At 66.5% G+C, this 15,515-nt stretch carries 12 protein-coding genes; 5 read left to right on the plus strand and 7 right to left on the minus strand.

Features of this window, described 5'->3' with window-relative positions:
- Nucleotides 1–14: 14 nt before the first annotated feature.
- Entirely contained in the window at nucleotides 15–1,442 is a 1,428-nt protein-coding gene (locus VFV19_09770; protein ID HEX4824592.1) for a hypothetical protein, read from the minus strand.
- 97 nt (nucleotides 1,443–1,539) lie between these two features.
- Between VFV19_09770 and VFV19_09775 the strand changes: the two genes are divergently transcribed.
- Nucleotides 1,540–1,953 carry a hypothetical protein gene (locus VFV19_09775; protein HEX4824593.1) on the plus strand — a complete coding sequence of 138 codons (414 nt, stop codon included), beginning with the start codon at nucleotides 1,540–1,542 and terminating at the stop codon, nucleotides 1,951–1,953.
- Nucleotides 1,954–1,989: 36 nt separating this feature from the next.
- Here VFV19_09775 and VFV19_09780 read toward each other — a convergent pair whose 3' ends face one another.
- From VFV19_09780 to rfbB, 3 genes are read right to left on the minus strand one after another with little or no spacing between them, the layout of a single operon-like run.
- Nucleotides 1,990–2,850 (minus strand): DMT family transporter, encoded by an 861-nt coding sequence (locus VFV19_09780; GenBank protein HEX4824594.1) that lies wholly within the window; start codon nucleotides 2,848–2,850, stop codon nucleotides 1,990–1,992.
- 35 nt (nucleotides 2,851–2,885) lie between these two features.
- Nucleotides 2,886–3,761 carry a glucose-1-phosphate thymidylyltransferase RfbA gene (gene rfbA, locus VFV19_09785; GenBank protein HEX4824595.1) on the minus strand — a complete coding sequence of 292 codons (876 nt, stop codon included), beginning with the start codon at nucleotides 3,759–3,761 and terminating at the stop codon, nucleotides 2,886–2,888.
- A complete protein-coding gene (gene rfbB / locus VFV19_09790) occupies nucleotides 3,758–4,786 on the minus strand; it encodes a dTDP-glucose 4,6-dehydratase (GenBank protein ID HEX4824596.1) in 1,029 nt (342 codons plus the stop codon). Before rfbB ends, rfbA begins: the two co-directional genes overlap by 4 nt.
- Before the next feature lie 54 nt (nucleotides 4,787–4,840).
- On the opposite strand from rfbB, the gene VFV19_09795 reads away from it, so the two are divergent.
- Both VFV19_09795 and alr read left to right on the plus strand, forming a co-directional pair.
- On the plus strand, nucleotides 4,841–5,944 hold the full coding sequence (locus tag VFV19_09795) for a hypothetical protein (GenBank protein ID HEX4824597.1): 1,104 nt from the start codon (nucleotides 4,841–4,843) through the stop codon (nucleotides 5,942–5,944).
- 7 nt (nucleotides 5,945–5,951) lie between these two features.
- A complete protein-coding gene (gene alr / locus VFV19_09800) occupies nucleotides 5,952–7,091 on the plus strand; it encodes an alanine racemase (protein ID HEX4824598.1) in 1,140 nt (379 codons plus the stop codon).
- 74 nt (nucleotides 7,092–7,165) lie between these two features.
- Here the strand turns inward: alr and VFV19_09805 are convergent, their stop codons facing one another.
- Nucleotides 7,166–7,846 (minus strand): class I SAM-dependent methyltransferase, encoded by a 681-nt coding sequence (locus VFV19_09805; protein HEX4824599.1) that lies wholly within the window; start codon nucleotides 7,844–7,846, stop codon nucleotides 7,166–7,168.
- Between the two features lie 68 nt (nucleotides 7,847–7,914).
- On the opposite strand from VFV19_09805, the gene VFV19_09810 reads away from it, so the two are divergent.
- Together VFV19_09810 and VFV19_09815 are read left to right on the plus strand one after the other, a co-directional pair.
- On the plus strand, nucleotides 7,915–8,391 hold the full coding sequence (locus VFV19_09810) for a UPF0158 family protein (protein HEX4824600.1): 477 nt from the start codon (nucleotides 7,915–7,917) through the stop codon (nucleotides 8,389–8,391).
- Between the two features lie 286 nt (nucleotides 8,392–8,677).
- The gene (locus VFV19_09815) at nucleotides 8,678–11,653 is read left to right on the plus strand and encodes a discoidin domain-containing protein (protein ID HEX4824601.1); all 2,976 of its coding nucleotides are present in this window, start codon (nucleotides 8,678–8,680) and stop codon (nucleotides 11,651–11,653) included.
- 62 nt (nucleotides 11,654–11,715) lie between these two features.
- On the opposite strand, the gene topA is transcribed toward VFV19_09815, so the two are convergent.
- Nucleotides 11,716–14,301, minus strand: a complete 2,586-nt coding sequence (gene topA, locus VFV19_09820) for a type I DNA topoisomerase (GenBank protein ID HEX4824602.1) — start codon at nucleotides 14,299–14,301, stop codon at nucleotides 11,716–11,718.
- 11 nt (nucleotides 14,302–14,312) lie between these two features.
- Nucleotides 14,313–15,278: a DNA-processing protein DprA gene (dprA, locus tag VFV19_09825; GenBank protein ID HEX4824603.1), complete on the minus strand. Its 966-nt coding sequence runs from the start codon at nucleotides 15,276–15,278 to the stop codon at nucleotides 14,313–14,315.
- Nucleotides 15,279–15,515 lie beyond the last annotated feature (237 nt).

The following is a 15,515-nucleotide window of genomic DNA, read 5'->3' on the forward strand; positions in this document are numbered from 1 at the left end:
TACTGCAAACTACTTTACGATGCAAAGTTTCGTAAGTACGGCTTCACGTCCATCTTCCGGGCGGTGGACCGGGAGCTCATGAACCGCACGACGCCGAAGACCGGCCGCTCGGGGCCCCACGGCCGGTCGAACCGGCCGAGCACCCAGAAGATCCCCGAGTACGAGTTCGGGTCGCGGCCGTCGAGCGCGTACTTGTTGTTCAGCTCGATGAGGACCGAGAGCGCCGTCTCGGGATCGGGGGTCCATTCGAGGATCTTCTTCCCCCACAGCATGCGCAGGTAGTTGTGAATCCGTCCCTCGCGAACGAGCTGGCGCTGCGCCGCGTTCCAGAGCGGATCGTGCGTCGATGCCGCCTCGAACGCGTCCAGCGTGTACGTCGCGTCGCGCGGGTCGCTCGCATGCTCGGCGAGCGTCCGCAGCGCCCAAGGCGGCAGAGCCTCGAAGCGATCGTAATCGTCCCGGCGCGCGCAGAAGTGGTAGCCCAGCTCGCGCCACGTGACCGCCTCGTCGAGGAACGCCTCGGCCGATCGTGACATGCCCCAGAAGCCCTCGCGCTTTCCGGCGCGCTCCCTGCCGAGACGATCGGGCGTCCACTGCTCGCGCGCCGCGATCGCCGTCAAGACCTCGTGGATCGAGAGGTGGCCGAAGTGGAGGTACGGCGAGAGCCGGCTCGAGACGTCGAGATTGACGTCGTTCCGGTCGTCGGCGTAGCGGTCGAGCTTCTCCTCGATGAACAGCTCGAGGCGTGCTCGCGCGCTCTCCGCACCGCCGCGGAAATCCTCGACCGGTGGAACGCCGTTCAACTTCGGAGCTCCTCCCGCCGGCCATCGCGCGAGGATCTCCTTCGGGATCGATGCCCCGCGCACACGGGCCGCGCGTGCCAAAGGGTCGCCCGCCGGGAGCTCGTGGAGGCGCTCGGGAAGCCGCTTCTGAAGATGGCGCCGGAACGCATACGCCGTCGGGAATTCCTTCTCGGCATCGTCGAGAGGCAGCAGGCCGGTCGAGTCGATCGATTCCAGCGACACGTCGAGCCGCTCCGCCGCGCGCCGGATCATCCGTGGCAGGAAGAAGCAGGGATATCGGTCGGTGACGACGAGAGCGGCGTCACGCGCGAGCGTGGGCAAGAGGTCCGACCCATCTCCGGGCACGGGCTCGACATACGGGTGATACGTGATCCCGGCAGCGCCGAACCGCTTGCCGTTGTCGGCCATCCCGTCGATGACGAAATTGTGAAAGCGGTCGCTCGCCCATCGGTACCCGCAGCGAAGCGGCTCGAGCACGAGGAGAGGCTTCCCGATCGCGAGCGCGGCCTCGATCGCGCGCTCCAGGCCGAAATTCGAGCGGGTTCGGCGCGCGGCGATCATCCAGTAGAGAACGAACGCGCGCTCGGGCCGCACGGGTGCCTCGTTCTCCTTCCTGATCCGGGATACCGGGACGCTCATGCGCGCATTATGGGTCGGCGTTTTCGGCAACGGGCAGGCGCGACGTAGAAGATGCGCGCCCGCTTGACGGAAAGTCGATTCACCGTACATCAGATCCATGGCGGCGCGGAAGATCACGCTCGAAGAATCGATCGCGCGTCTCGCGAGAGAGACCGGCGCTTCGGAATCGTTCGTCGAGAAGGTGCGCGCGCTGTTCCTCGGTCGCGGGATCGATCTCGAAGACAGCTCGGAGCCTTACACGCACGCCCTCGTCGATGCTTTCCGCCGCCATGCGAGCCTGCGGCAGCAGCTCGACGACGCGCGCGCCTCGCTCGTGAAGCTCCACACCAACCTCGCCGAGATGGGGGAATCGTTCCAGGGCCAGCTCGGGCGCCTGCGCGCGCTGCGCGATTCGCTCGAGCGCAAGAGCGCGGACATGCGCCGCGTCGCGATCGGCGACGGGAAAAGCTTGCGACTCGTCCCCGGAGAGCACGATCGCGCGATCGTGCCGGGCCCGGACGAGATCCAATAAGGGCCGTCGAAGGACTGGGGGTGCCGCTGGTGCCGGTCAGCTCTTGATCGGCACCGGCGGCGATTTCGCCGCGACCGCGACCCCGGCGATGACGAGCAGCCCCCCGATCAGGAAACGCACCGTGAAATGCTCGTGGAGCGCCACGACGCCGGTGACGACCGCGATGACGGGCGTCAGATAGGCGATGAGCGCGACGCGGTTCGCGCGCACGTGGCGGAGCAGCCAGTAATACAGCGTGAAGGTGACCGCCGATCCGCACACGGAGAGGTACGCCAGCGATCCGATCGTCGCAGGCGTCCAGGCGATGGGCTGTCCGCGCTCGAAGATGAGGGCCAGCGCTCCCATGACCGCAGCCGCGATCGCCATCGGAACCGCGGCCAGCGAGATCGGATGGATCGCGGCACCGTAGCGTTTGACGAGCACGCTCGACAGCGACGACACGAGAGGGGAGAGCAAGAGGACGGCCGCGGCGTGGGCCGCCTTCGGACCGCCGATCTTCGCGAGGTCCTCGGAGAAGATCACCACGATCCCCGCGAACGCGACGACCGCGCCGACGCCGGCGGCGGCCCTGAGCGGCTCGTGCGGCAGAATCCAGTGCGCGAAGAGGGTGACGAGCAGGGGGAAGGTCGCGAAGAGGATCGACGCGAGCGCGGAGGGCACGTACAGCTCGCTCCAGTAGACGACGCCGTAGGAGACCGAGAAGAACAGCAGGCCGTTGACGAACCACAGCGTCTTCTCGTGCGGCTGCCTCCCGAGCTCGACCTTCGAGGCTCGGGCTATCGCGAGCAGGATCGTCGTGGCGATCGCGAACCGGATCGCGACCGCGGTGAACGGCGGAAGCCCCGCGAGACCGACACGGATCGCGGCCCACGTCGTTCCCCAGACCAGCGTGAGCACGGTGAAGACGGCCGCGACGACGCGGCGGCCGGGGTTCAGGCGCTCTCCTCGTCCAGCATGCGGCGGAGGTAGTCGGCGTACGCGCCCGCGCCCATCCGCTCGGCGAGCCGGGACACCGCGGCGCGGTCGATGAACCCCATCTTGAACGCGACCTCCTCGAGGCATGCGACGCGGAGCCCTTGCCGCTCCTGCAGCGTCTGGATGAAGTTCGACGCCTGGAGCAGCGAGTCGTGCGTGCCGGTGTCGAGCCACGCGAACCCGCGGCCGAGGATCTCGACCTGGAGGGTGCCCGCCTCGAGGTACGCGCGGTTGACGTCGGTGATCTCGAGCTCGCCGCGCGGCGACGGCTTCAGCCGCTCCGCGATCTTCACGACGTCGTTGTCGTAGAAGTAGAGACCGGTCACCGCGAAGCTCGAACGCGGGTGGGCCGGCTTCTCCTCGATGGCGAGCGCCCGGCCGTCGCGATCGAAGCTGACGACGCCGTACCGTTCGGGATCACGGACGCGGTAGGCGAAGACCGTCGCTCCCGACGTGCGCGCCGCGGCGCGCTTCAGGACGGCGGCGAACCCCTGACCGTAGAAGATGTTGTCGCCGAGCGCGAGCGCGACCGCATCGCTCCCCACGAACGCGCGCCCGATCAAGAACGCCTGCGCCAGCCCCTCGGGCCGCGGCTGGACGGCGTACGCGATGCGGAGGCCGAGCGATCGCCCGTCTTCGAGCAGACGCTCGAACGATGGCCGATCCTCGGGCGTTGTGATGACGAGGATGTCGCGGATCCCGGCGAGCATGAGCGCCGAGAGCGGGTAATAGACCATCGGCTTGTCGTAGACCGGCAAGAGCTGCTTGCTGATCCCGCGGGTCACCGGGTACAGGCGCGTGCCCGCGCCGCCGGCGAGGACGATGCCCTTCATGCGCCGAGCCGCTCCCGCGTGTACTGCGCCTTGGCCTGCACCGCATCCACCCATGCGCGATTCTCGACGTACCAGCGAACGGTCTCGGCCAGACCCGCGGCGAACTCGCGCGACGGCGCCCAGCCGAGCTCGCGACGCGCTTTCTTGGAATCCACGGCGTAGCGGCGGTCGTGCGCGCTGCGATCGACGACGTGCGTCTTGAGCTCGCGGTACGGACGCTTGCCCGACGGCACGATCGACTCGAGCGCGCCGCAGATCATGTCGACGAGCGCGAGGTTCGTCCGCTCGTTCCCACCGCCGATGTTGTAGCGCTCGCCCGCCTTGCCGCGATCGAGCGCGGCGAGGATCCCCGCGACGTGATCCTCGACATGCAGCCAATCGCGCACGTAGAGCCCGTCGCCGTAGATCGGCAGCGGACGCCCGTCGAGCGCGTTCAGGATCGTCAGTGGGATGAGCTTCTCGGGAAACTGATACGGACCGTACGTGTTGCTCCCGTTCGTGATGACCGCAGAGAGGCCGTAGGTCCGTGCGTAGGCGCGCACGAGGTGGTCGGCCGCCGCCTTCGTCGCCGCGTACGGCGAGTTCGGCGCATAAGGGGTCGACTCCAGGAACGACCCATCGTCGCCGAGCGCGCCGTACACCTCGTCGGTCGAGACGTGGACGAAGCGTACCGCCGGATGCCGGCGGCGCATCGCCTCGAGCAGCTCGAACGTACCGACGACGTTCGTCGCGACGAAGTTTCTCGGCCCGTCGATCGACCGATCGACGTGGCTCTCGGCGGCGAAGTTCACGACCGCCGACGGCGTGTGCTCCGCCAGGAGCTTCTCGACGAGAGCGCCGTCCGCGATGTCGCCTTCGACGAACGTGAAGCGGGAGTCGCCGCTCACGTCGGAAAGGTTCAGCTTGTTGCCCGCGTAGGTGAGCTTGTCCAGGACGACGACGCGGCGGGAGGGCTCACGGAGGGCGGCCCTGACGAAGTGGCAGCCGATGAAACCCGCGCCGCCCGTGATCAGCCAGCAGTCCACCCCAGCCTCCCTGAGGCCGGGCATTGTAGACTGCCGCCCCGAATCGAGGTTCTCATGAAGCACGCGTTCGATCTCGAGAAGTTCCTCATCGACGTCTTCGCGCCGGTCGCGGGCGAGAAGACCGGCGTCGTGATCGACACGCCGACGGCGAAGACGCCCGACAACCCGGCCTGGAAGGAACGGCGCGCGATGGCGGCGGAGTGGCGCGACGGCCTCGAGAAGCTCGGCAAGAAGATCGGCTTCGAGACCCTCCCGCTCGTCACCTTCCCGTGCAACGGGACGAGCGGCGCCGATTTTCCCGAGATCGGCGAGATCGGCGGCAAGGCCGCGAAGATGGCCGATGTTCTCGACGGGACGAGCCTCCTCCTCGTCCTCACCGAATACTCGATGACCGCCGCCCTCTGCGACGTCTGCGCGCGGCGGCCCGGCGCGCACGTCTTCCGCTCGGCGAGCATGCCCGGTGTCCAAAAGTGGATGGAGGAGACGTCGCTCGCCGCCGACTACAACGTGGTCGCGAAACGCTGCCGCCTCTTGAAGCAAGCGTTCCTCAAGGCCGATCACGCCGAGGTCGAGTTCTCGACCGGACACAAGTGCCTTTTCGACCTCCGCCACCGCGTCTGCGAAGCCGACGACGGCTACCTGCACCGCGACAAGGACGACGACATCCCGGTGATCAACCTCCCGAGCGGCGAGACCTTCCAGGTCCCCTACGAAGGCGAGATCGCCGGCGACGCGTCGCGCACCGCCGGCGAGCTTCCCGTTCACGAAGACGGTGAGCAGCTCGTCTTCCTCGTGGCCGGCAACAAGATCGTCGAGGTGAAGGGGACTGGGAAAGCGGCCGAGCGCTACCGCGAGTTCTTCGCGCTGGACGCCGCACGCGCGAACGTCGCCGAGATGGCGTTCGGCTGCAACGACGACGCGCGCGTCACCGGCAACGTCCTCGAAGACGAGAAAGCCGGCTTCCACTGGGCGTACGGCCGGAGCGACCACTTGGGCGGCAAGATCGGCATCAAGGACTTCAAGTCGCCGGCGAACCTCGTCCACCAGGACATCGTCTACGCCAAGGACAGCCCGATCGCGGTGAAGCGCGCCGACCTTGTCGAGGCGAACGGCAACCGAATCTCGATCATCAGGGATGGAGCGTACGTCCTGTGGTAGGAGCGACGTGCTGAACTGGGTCGAGGTCGACGCGGCGGCCCTCACGAACAACGTCGCGGAGTTCAGGCGGCGCCTCGGCACGGGCCCGAAGTTCGGCGCGGTCGTGAAGTCGAACGCCTACGGCCACGGCATGCGCGAGGTCGCAGGCATCGTCGAGAGCGCGGGCGCCGACTGGCTCTGCGTCAACAACATCGACGAAGGGGTCGCGCTCCGCGCCACCGGCACGAAGCTGCCGATCCTCATCATGGGCTACGTCGAGCTCGCGTCGCTCCACGCCGTCGTCGAGAACCAGCTCGATCCCATCGTCTACAACGATGAGACGCTGGACAAGCTCGAAGCGCTGGCCGCCGCCGCGAGAAAGAAGATCGGCGTCCACGTCAAGGTCGAGACCGGAACGCACCGCCAAGGGGTGCTGGAAAGAGATGTCCCGGCCTTCGTGAAGCGAATCCAAAAGAGCAACGCCCTGACGCTCGCCGGCGTCTCCACGCACTTCGCCAACATCGAGGACACGACCGACCACGGCTTCGCCGAGCAGCAGATCGCCGCCTACACGCGCATCCTCGAGAGCATCTCCGTGATCGGCGCGTGGCCGCTCCTGCGCCATTCGGCCTGCTCCGCGGCCGTCCTCCTCTTCAACCGCACCCACCTCGACCTCGCCCGCGTCGGCATCTCGCTCTACGGCCTGTGGCCTTCGAAAGAGACCTACGTTTCGTGCCTCGAGCGCGGCAAGGCCTCGCTCGACTTGAAGCCGGTCCTCACCTGGAAGACGCGCATCGCCCAGGTGAAAGACGTCCCCGAAGGCGGCTACGTCGGCTACGGCCTCACCTGGCGCGCCACGCGCCCGACGAGGATCGCCGTCCTCCCCGTCGGCTACTACGAAGGCTTCAACCGCGAGCTCTCTGGCCTCGCCCACGTTCTCGTGCGCGGCAAGCGCGCCCCGATCCGCGGCCGCATCTGCATGAACATGTGCATGGTTGACGTGACCGACATCCCGAGCGCATCACTGGAAGACGAGGTCGTGCTCCTGGGCAAACAAGGCGACGAAAAGCTCACCGCCGAGCAACTCGCCGCCTGGTGCGGCACGATCTCCTACGAGATCGTCTCGCGCATCCACCCCAGCTTGCCGAGAGTTCTAGTGGGACAGTAACCGGGTTTTTCTTACATCGTCCCGTGCGCCGAGCTGGAGAACGAGGATGGGATCCGCAATGCGCGCACGCCCTCTTAGTGCCTCGCCGTCACCACCAACGCGCCCTCGCGCTCGTACAGTTCGCGCGCTAGGCGGATCGCCGACCACGGTTGGCCCAGGAAGGCGGCAGGGTTGAACGGCCGGCGATCGTAGAAACGATAACGATGCACGTCCTTGAGGCCGGCCCTGTCGAGGAGCAGCTGCCACTGCACCCCCGACAGGAACTGCGGGTAACCGTGCTCGCGCGTCACATCGTCGATCAACGAGTCGGCGACACGGCTCTCCCGGTAGATGTGAGAGATCGAGCACAGCAGGCCGCCCGGCTCGAGGGCCTCGGCCAAGGCGAGGAGCGTCGACTCGAGGTTCGGCACGAAGTAGAGAGCATCGAGCGCGAAAACGTGCGTGAACTTCGCCCCGTGAAGAGCGTCCGTCAACGATTGTCCCATCTCGATCCGATGGAACCGAGCGTGCGGGACCCCGGCCGAGCGCTTCTGGGCCTGAGCGATCCCCTCGCTCGAAGGATCGACACCCAGGTAACGGGCGCCGCTCGCCGTCAGGATCGGGGCGGTCCACCCCGTCCCGCACCCGAAATCGAGAACCCTCGCCGAAGGCGACAGCCCCATCAGCAGATCGACGACCTGGCGGACCACGTCTTCCTTGCCCGCCTGCCACGTGACCGCGCCGCCCTGACGGTACAAATCGTCGAAACCGACCATCGCCCCTCCGCCGCGCCATTCTATCCGGCTTGATTCTCATCCACGGACAGCGTTAAATTCCGGGCGGCATGAAGCACAAGCCCCTCCACATCAATTGGGACGAGTTGGAAGCTGCGTTCGAGAACCGCAGCGACGACCTCGTCTACTACCTCGACCTCGTCACCGGCCAGATCGTCCTCGAAGGGGAAGGCGAAGACGCCCACTTCGACGATGACGATGAGATGGACGAAGCCGTCGACGAAGGCAACGGCACCAACCGTCCCCAGGTGACGCGCCTCTACGTCGTGACCTTCACGAACGACGACGAGCTCGACTGGATGGACGAGTTCCTCGAAGGCGACGGCAAGCTCGAAGACGGTCTCAAGGACAAGCTCATCGAGTGCGTCACCCAGGAATCACCGCAGGCGTTCAAGGACGGCCTCCGGAACCACGCCGAGGTGCGCGACCGCTGGTTCCTCTTCCGCACCGAGCGCCTCCACGAGGTCATGGACGCCTGGCTCGACGAGCACAAGGTGAACCCGGCGAGTAAGCCGCCCTGGAAGTGAAGCAGCGCAGAGTCGGTTAAGCCGACCCCCTCCGAACCGTCCCTCCACCGACATCACGCGGCCTCAACCGCCCCGCCGGAAGCTACTCCCTCGTCTTACCCCTCGACCTCACGCGTGAGGGCAGCTACGGGACCGACTCTTCAAACAACGAGCGGCCACCTTCGATCACCACGTGCGGCCTCGGGAGCCACCGCACCAGCTGCCCCTGATTTCGTCAGATCCCCGGATCTCCACCGACTAGTAGGACGAGGCCGTCACCACGCCCGCCTACCCAGGAGGTGGTTCCATGAGTGCCCGCACATGGCTGCGTCGCTTCGCTCCGCCAGCGCTCCTGCCGCTCTTGATCGTGCCGCTCGTCGCCGGAACGGCGGCGGCGCAAGAGAACCTGAGATCCCCGGCGACTCTCGTCTCGTTCTCGGTCGGCCAGCCCGTCAAGGGGATGGCCGACGTCTCAATCGAGGTGGACGTGCTCGCGCCCGGAAGCGCGACGCTCGACTTGGATGTTCCGAAGGACGTCGGAATCGTCGCAAAGGACATGCAGTCCTCTTTTGCCACGCCCGCCCGGATCAAAGCGACGTGGAGCGTGGCGTTGCCGGCCAAGGGTGAGTACTTCCTTCAGGCACTCCTGCGGGTTCCGCAGGACGCGCCGATCGCGACGCGCGAGTTCGTGGGGTTCCAAACGTTCGCGCTGTACGTCGAAATGGACCAGGGCTCGATCAGGTGGCAGGACAACGCGCCCAATCCCAAGCTCAAGGAGCCGCTGCGGATCCTCGATCGCAAGGAGTTCTCGAAGTCCTCGGCCGCTCCCGTTCGGTCGGATCCCAAGGACACCGTGGTGCGAATCCAGCAGAAGACGATCACCCAGCCCGGATCGCTGGCCTCGTACGACATCTACGTCTACATCGCGGGCAGGATCCAGTTTCCCCAGGGTGACGGGCCGTGCGCCGGGGACCCGTACCAGGGCGTTCCGAATTCGCGCGTGTACCTCGATTGGGACTACGACCATGACACCACGACCGGCTACACGCCCTACTTCGCCGACAACATCCGGCACGCCGGCTACGACGACACGGCGATGGACGGCTCTTACTACTTTTATTTCCATTTCACGAGCAGCGTGCCCGCGAGCGCCTATTCGGACATCATTCGCGTCTACGCGGGTAAGTACAACGGGCACGCCTACAACGGCGACGACGTCGGGCTCTACTTCCCGTCCTACTACTACGTGAACATCGCCCAAGCGGTGGATTCGATCAGCGACGGCGCGGCGAACGTCAACGTCTGGGCGCCCGACGGCGGTGCGTTGCGCTACCTCTATCGCGTGCGTCTGTTCTGCAGCGCCGAGATGGGATGGTCGACGTCGAATCAGAACCGCTATTACATTCGAGAAAGCGCGTCGACGTCGTACTTCTGCGGCGCCGGCAGCGGGTGCCCCGGCGGCCCCAGCCCCGGCGTTCCCTACATTCTCTTCAACTACACCCCCAACGCGGACCTCGCCTATCACGAGCAGGGACACTTCGTGGACTGGTACAACCAGTACCACATCCCGACCGACGGCGGCGCGCACTGGTTCGAGCTGTCGACCACGCAGAAGACCGCCTGGGTCGAAGGCTGGGCGGAGTTCTACAACGCGGCGGCGCAGCTCTACTGGGCGGGGGTCGAGCAGCCGGCGTACATCGAGTACAGCAACGTGTACGGAAAGGAATACCAGTTCCTCGAGGACACCCAGTCGATCCTGCCGACCGGCGTCGATCGGAAGACGGTGGAAGGCGCGATCGCGTCGTTCGCGTTCAACCTCTACGACAAGGTCTCGCCGCGACATCCCGGCTATCGCGGCGACAACGACAACATCGGCGCATCCGGGAGCACGATCCTGTCGGCGTGGAATGCCGCGGAGTTCGACAGCTGCAACGTCCAGACGAGCCTCTGCACGAACATGGTCGCGGCGTTCAACAGTCGGATGCAATCCGCGCTGGGATCGCGTTGGGCGCCGTCGGTACAGGCGATGTACAACTACTTCATCGGCGCGTCCTCTTCGCCCCCGTACTCGGCGACCCCGTCGACCGTCGCCGTGAGCGGATCGGACCTCGCGCGGACCCTGACCTGGAGCGACGACACGTCGCCGGCATCGGTGCCGTATTCCTGCTACACGGTCTACCCCGATCAGAACAACGAGAGCGGATTCCACGTCTACCGAAAGGCGGGGGGCGGCACCTGGGACGGCACGCTGACCGGCTACACGCTGGTGGGCACGACCGGTTCCAACGTGACGACCTTCAGCCACACGCTGAACGACCGGACGGCCCAGAGCTATGTCGTGGTCGCGTACAACGCGACCGGCGAGTCCGTCCCGTTGGCCCAAGCGGTTTGGCCCGAGGCTCCTGCTCCGGCGATCACCGGCCCGCCGGGAATCGCCACGGGTGTCACGGCGAGCTGGAACGGCGCCGCGAGCGGCGGAACGGCCCCCTACGCCTTCCGGTGGTATACGGGACCGTATTCCTGCCAAGGGACGTGGACCCTTCGTTCGACGTCGGCGACCTTCTCGACCTCGGCCACCTCCGATTTCTGCATCAAGCTCGAAGCCCAGGGCGCCAACGGCTCGACCGGCACGGCCACCCTTCCGGTCGACGTCGGCTACGTCGATTGCGGATCGGGCTGCGCCGACCTCGCCCTTGGCAAGCCGGTCAGCGATTCCGGTCTCTGGGATCCGACGAACAGCCCCGCGACGAAACTCAACGACAACAACACGGGAACGACGTCGACGTGCGAGGGGGCGCAAGGGTACTGCGCCATCGCCTGCGACCCCGGCCACGCCCAAGCGGTCGGGAACTTCTTCCAGATCGACCTCGGCGAGCTCAAGAGCGTGAACAGCGTGATCGTGTACGGACGGCGCGACACGGCGCTGACGCAGGCGCAGAACCTCAAGCTGCGGCTCTCGCGTGATGGGGTGAGCTGGTTCGACTACTTCATGGCGGACACGACCAGCCCGAGCGGGCTGACGGTTCCCACCGGCCGATTGGCCCGCTACGTCAAGGTCGAGACGACGACCGTCGTCTACCTGTCGCTCTATGAAGTCAAGGTGATGGGGCCGTCGACGTGCGGGAACGGAATCTGCGAGCCCGATGAAGGCGAATGGTGCGACAGCTGTCCGCAGGACTGCCAGTACACCACCGTCAACATTCCCAGGAACCAGTGCGTGATCTGCGACAGGACGGGCGAGACCCGGTGCGGACCGGGAATGTCCTTGTGGTGCTGCTACTGAGCTAGGTCAGTTTCGATGCGGGGTCTCGCGCGTGCGCTCGCGGGACCCCGCCTGTCCGTCCGCTACGCCGTCGCCGGCGTCTCCTCGACCTGCTCGACGTAGCCGCACCCTTCCTGCTCGCACATCAAGCGTCGCCCGTCTTTCTTGGTGACCTTCTCGACGAGGTAGGGGGCTTTGCACTCGGGGCATGCTTTGGCAACAGGGCGGTTCCACAGGACGAAGGCGCAGTCGGGATACCGGTCGCAGCCGAAGAAGAGTTTGCCGCGCTTGCTTTTGCGCTCGACGATCTTGCCCTTGCCGCACTCGGGGCAGTCGACGCCGGTTTCCTTCATCTTGATGTAGCGGCACTTCGGGTAGTTCGAGCATGAGGTGAACTCGCCGAAGCGGCCCTGCTTGACGGCGAGCTTGTTGCCGCACTTCGGACAGAGCTCGTCGAGGAGCACTTCGGCCTTCGCCTCGGCCTTGCCTTCCTTGCCGACGACGATCTTGCGCGTGGTCTTGCACTCCGGATAACCGGAGCACGCGAGGAAGGCGCCGAAACGCCCGCGCTTCAGGACCATCGGCCGGCCGCACTTCTGGCACGGCTCGGCTTCGGTCTCGATCGGGTCGGGGGCGGCGGCCTTGATCTTCGCGGTCTTCGCGGCGGCGGGGACCGACGCATCCGGGGTCGGCGCCGACGGATCCGCGACGCCGCCGATCTCGCGCGTGTTCTTGCACTCCGGGTATCCCGAGCATGCGAGGAACTGGCCGAAACGGCCCCACTTGAGGACCATCGGCTTGCCGCACTTGTCGCAGATCTGGTCGGTCGGGATCGCCTCGCGCTTGACGTCGCGCATCTCCTTCTTCGCGCGCTTCAGGTCGGACTCGAACTTCTTCTGGAATTCCTTGAGCGCCTGAATCCAGTTGAGGCGCCCTTCCTCGATCTCGTCCAGCTCTTCTTCCATCCGCGCGGTGTAGCCGACGTCGACGATATCGCCGAACGACGCGACCATGAGGTCGTTCACGAGGAAGCCGAGCTCGGTCGGGTGGAAGCGGCCCTTCTCCTTGTCGGCGTAGTTGCGGTCGACGATCGTGCTGATGATCGCCGCGTACGTCGACGGGCGGCCGATGCCGTTCTCTTCCAGCTCCTTGACGAGCGTCGCTTCGGAGAAGCGCGGCGGCGGCTGCGTGAAGTGCTGGCGCGGGAGGAGCGACTTCAGGTCGAGCTCGTCGCCCTCCTTGAGGCGCGGGAGCCGGCGCTCCTCCTCGTCGTCCGATTCTTGGTCGGCGACACGGGTGTCTTCCTTGGGGGCGTCTTCGTCCTTGCCCTCTTGGTACACGGCGAGCCAGCCGGCCGACTTGAGGACGGAGCCGGTCGCGCGGAACGTGTACGGGCCGGCGTCGATGTCGGCGCGCGTCGTGTCGAAGACCGCCGCTTCCATCTGCGACGCCACGAACCGGTTCCAGATGAGCTGGTAGAGACGGAACTCGTCGCGGCCAAGGAAATCCTTGACGCGGTCGGGCGCGTAGTCGAGCGACGTCGGACGGATCGCCTCGTGCGCTTCCTGCGCGGCCTTGCCGACCTTGAAGCGGCGGATCTCTTGAGGGAGAGCCTTCGCGCCGTAGGTCGCCTCGACGTACTCCCGCACGGCGGCGAGGGCTTCCTCGGACGTCCGCGTGGAGTCGGTACGCATGTAGGTGATGAGGCCGACCGTGCCCGCGTCGCCGATCTCGCGGCCTTCGTAGAGGCCCTGCGCCAAGCGCATCGTCTTTGCGACCGGGAAGCCGAGCTGGCGCGCGGCGTCTTGCTGGAGCTTCGACGTGATGAACGGCGGCGCCGGGTTCTTCTTCTTTTCCTGCGCCGTGATCTTCACGACCTTGAACGGCGTCGGGTCGGGCCGCGCCGCGCGCACGTCGAGGACGAGCGCCGTCGTGTCTTCACCCGCCGGGCGCGCGGCCGCGACTTCCCAGCCGAGCTCGCGGAGGACCGACGTCATCTCGTCCTGCGAGACAACCTCGACCTTCTTCCCGCCCTTGGCGATGAGCTTCGCGCCGAACGGCGGCGGCTCCGAGGCGGCGACCTGCGCCGTGAGCGACCAGTACTCCTTCGGGACGAACGCTTGGATCTCGCGCTCGCGCTCGACGATGATCCGCATCGCGACGCTCTGGACGCGGCCGGCGGAGAGCCCACGGCGCACCTTGTCCCAGAGGAGCGGGCTGATCTTGTAGCCCACGAAGCGGTCGAGGATGCGGCGCGCCTGTTGGGCGTCGACCTTGTGCTCGTCGATCTCGCGCGGATGCTCGAAGGCTTCCAGGATCGCCTTCTTCGTGATCTCGTTGAAGAGGACGCGCTGGAACGGAACCTTCGCGTCCTTTTCGAGCTCTTCCTTGAGGTGCCAGCAGATCGCTTCGCCTTCGCGATCGGGGTCGGCGGCGAGGAAGATCGTGTCGGCTTCCTTGGCCGCCTTCTTCAGCTCGGTGAGGGTCTTCTTCTTTTCCGCCAGGGCGACGTACGTGGGCTCGAAGGTTTTCTCGTCGACCCCGAGCGTGCGCTTGGGCAAATCGCGGACGTGGCCCATCGAGGCCTTCACGACGAAGCCGCGTCCGAGGAATTTGTTGATCGTCTTCGCCTTCGCGGGGGACTCGACGATCACGAGCGACCGTGCCATGGGTCCGTTCCTCACCTTTCTTGCGGCCCGTGCCCGGGGACTCGGGGCCGCGCAACATAGTACCCACCCTGCAAGGGATCAATACGCCGGCGGACCGCCAGGCCGAAGAGCGCGGCCTGGAGCCGGGCGATTCCGAAAGGTGCCGCGTCGGCCAAAATGTCGACGTGGACTTCGTCATGGCCGGCGAAAAGGCCCAGAACGGCCAGCTCGTCCGGGGTCAGGGGCGTGTCGTCGACCTGAGCGGCCTCGGATTGGGGCAGCACGTTCCGGTACATCGGGGACAGCTCCTCCAGGATCTCTTCGGGTGACTGAACCAGCTTCGCCCCCGCCTGGATCAGGCGGTGGCAGCCCGTGGACTGCTCGGAGTCGATCCGGCCCGGGACGGCCATGACCTCGCGCCCCTGCTCGAGCGCGAAGCGCGCGGTGATGAGCGACCCCGAACGACCCGCAGCCTCGACGATGACCGTCGCCGCCGAGAGGCCGGCGATGAGCCGGTTCCTCTGCGGGAAGTTCTCGGGATGCGAGGCCATCTCCATCGGAAATTCGCTCACAAGCGCACCGTTCTCGGCGATCTTTTCGAACAACGACCCATTTTCGGGCGGATAGACGCGCCCCAGGCCGTTTCCCATGACCGCGACCGTCGTCCCCCCGGCGTCGAGCGCGCCGCGATGCGAGAGAGTGTCGATGCCGCGCGCGCCTCCCGAGACGATCTCGACGCCGACGGCAGCGAGGCCTGCGGCAAGGCGTCCGGCGGCGAATTTGCCGTAGAAGGTCGAGCGCCGGGATCCCACCATCGCGACCCGGACCCGGGCCGCCGGGAGCGATCCACGCACGTAGAGCACGAGCGGCGCGTCGGGAAGCTCGGCCAGAAGCGGCGGGTAGTCAGGGTCGTCCCGCGATAGGATGCTGACGTTCGCGCGAACGGCAGCCTCCCACTCGTTCGCAATCTCGTCGAGAAGCTTGGGGCGCTTCTCCACGATCTTCGCACCGTCGACTCCCAGCTCCCTCCAAGCCGACGGTGACCAGTTGAGGGCAGCATCGAGGGGATCTCCACTGAGTTCGACAACGCGCCGGGCCGTCAGAGGCCCGATGCCCGGCAGGAGATGAAGGGCTAACCAGGGGATCAAACGCTCCGGGGGCAATCGAAAGAACCTCCGGAGGAGGCACCACCACTATCGGATCGCCTCGCCGTAAGATCAAGGCGCGGGGGCCGA

The organism is Candidatus Polarisedimenticolaceae bacterium (assembly GCA_036275915.1).
Taxonomy (GTDB): domain Bacteria; phylum Acidobacteriota; class Polarisedimenticolia; order Polarisedimenticolales; family DASRJG01; genus DASRJG01.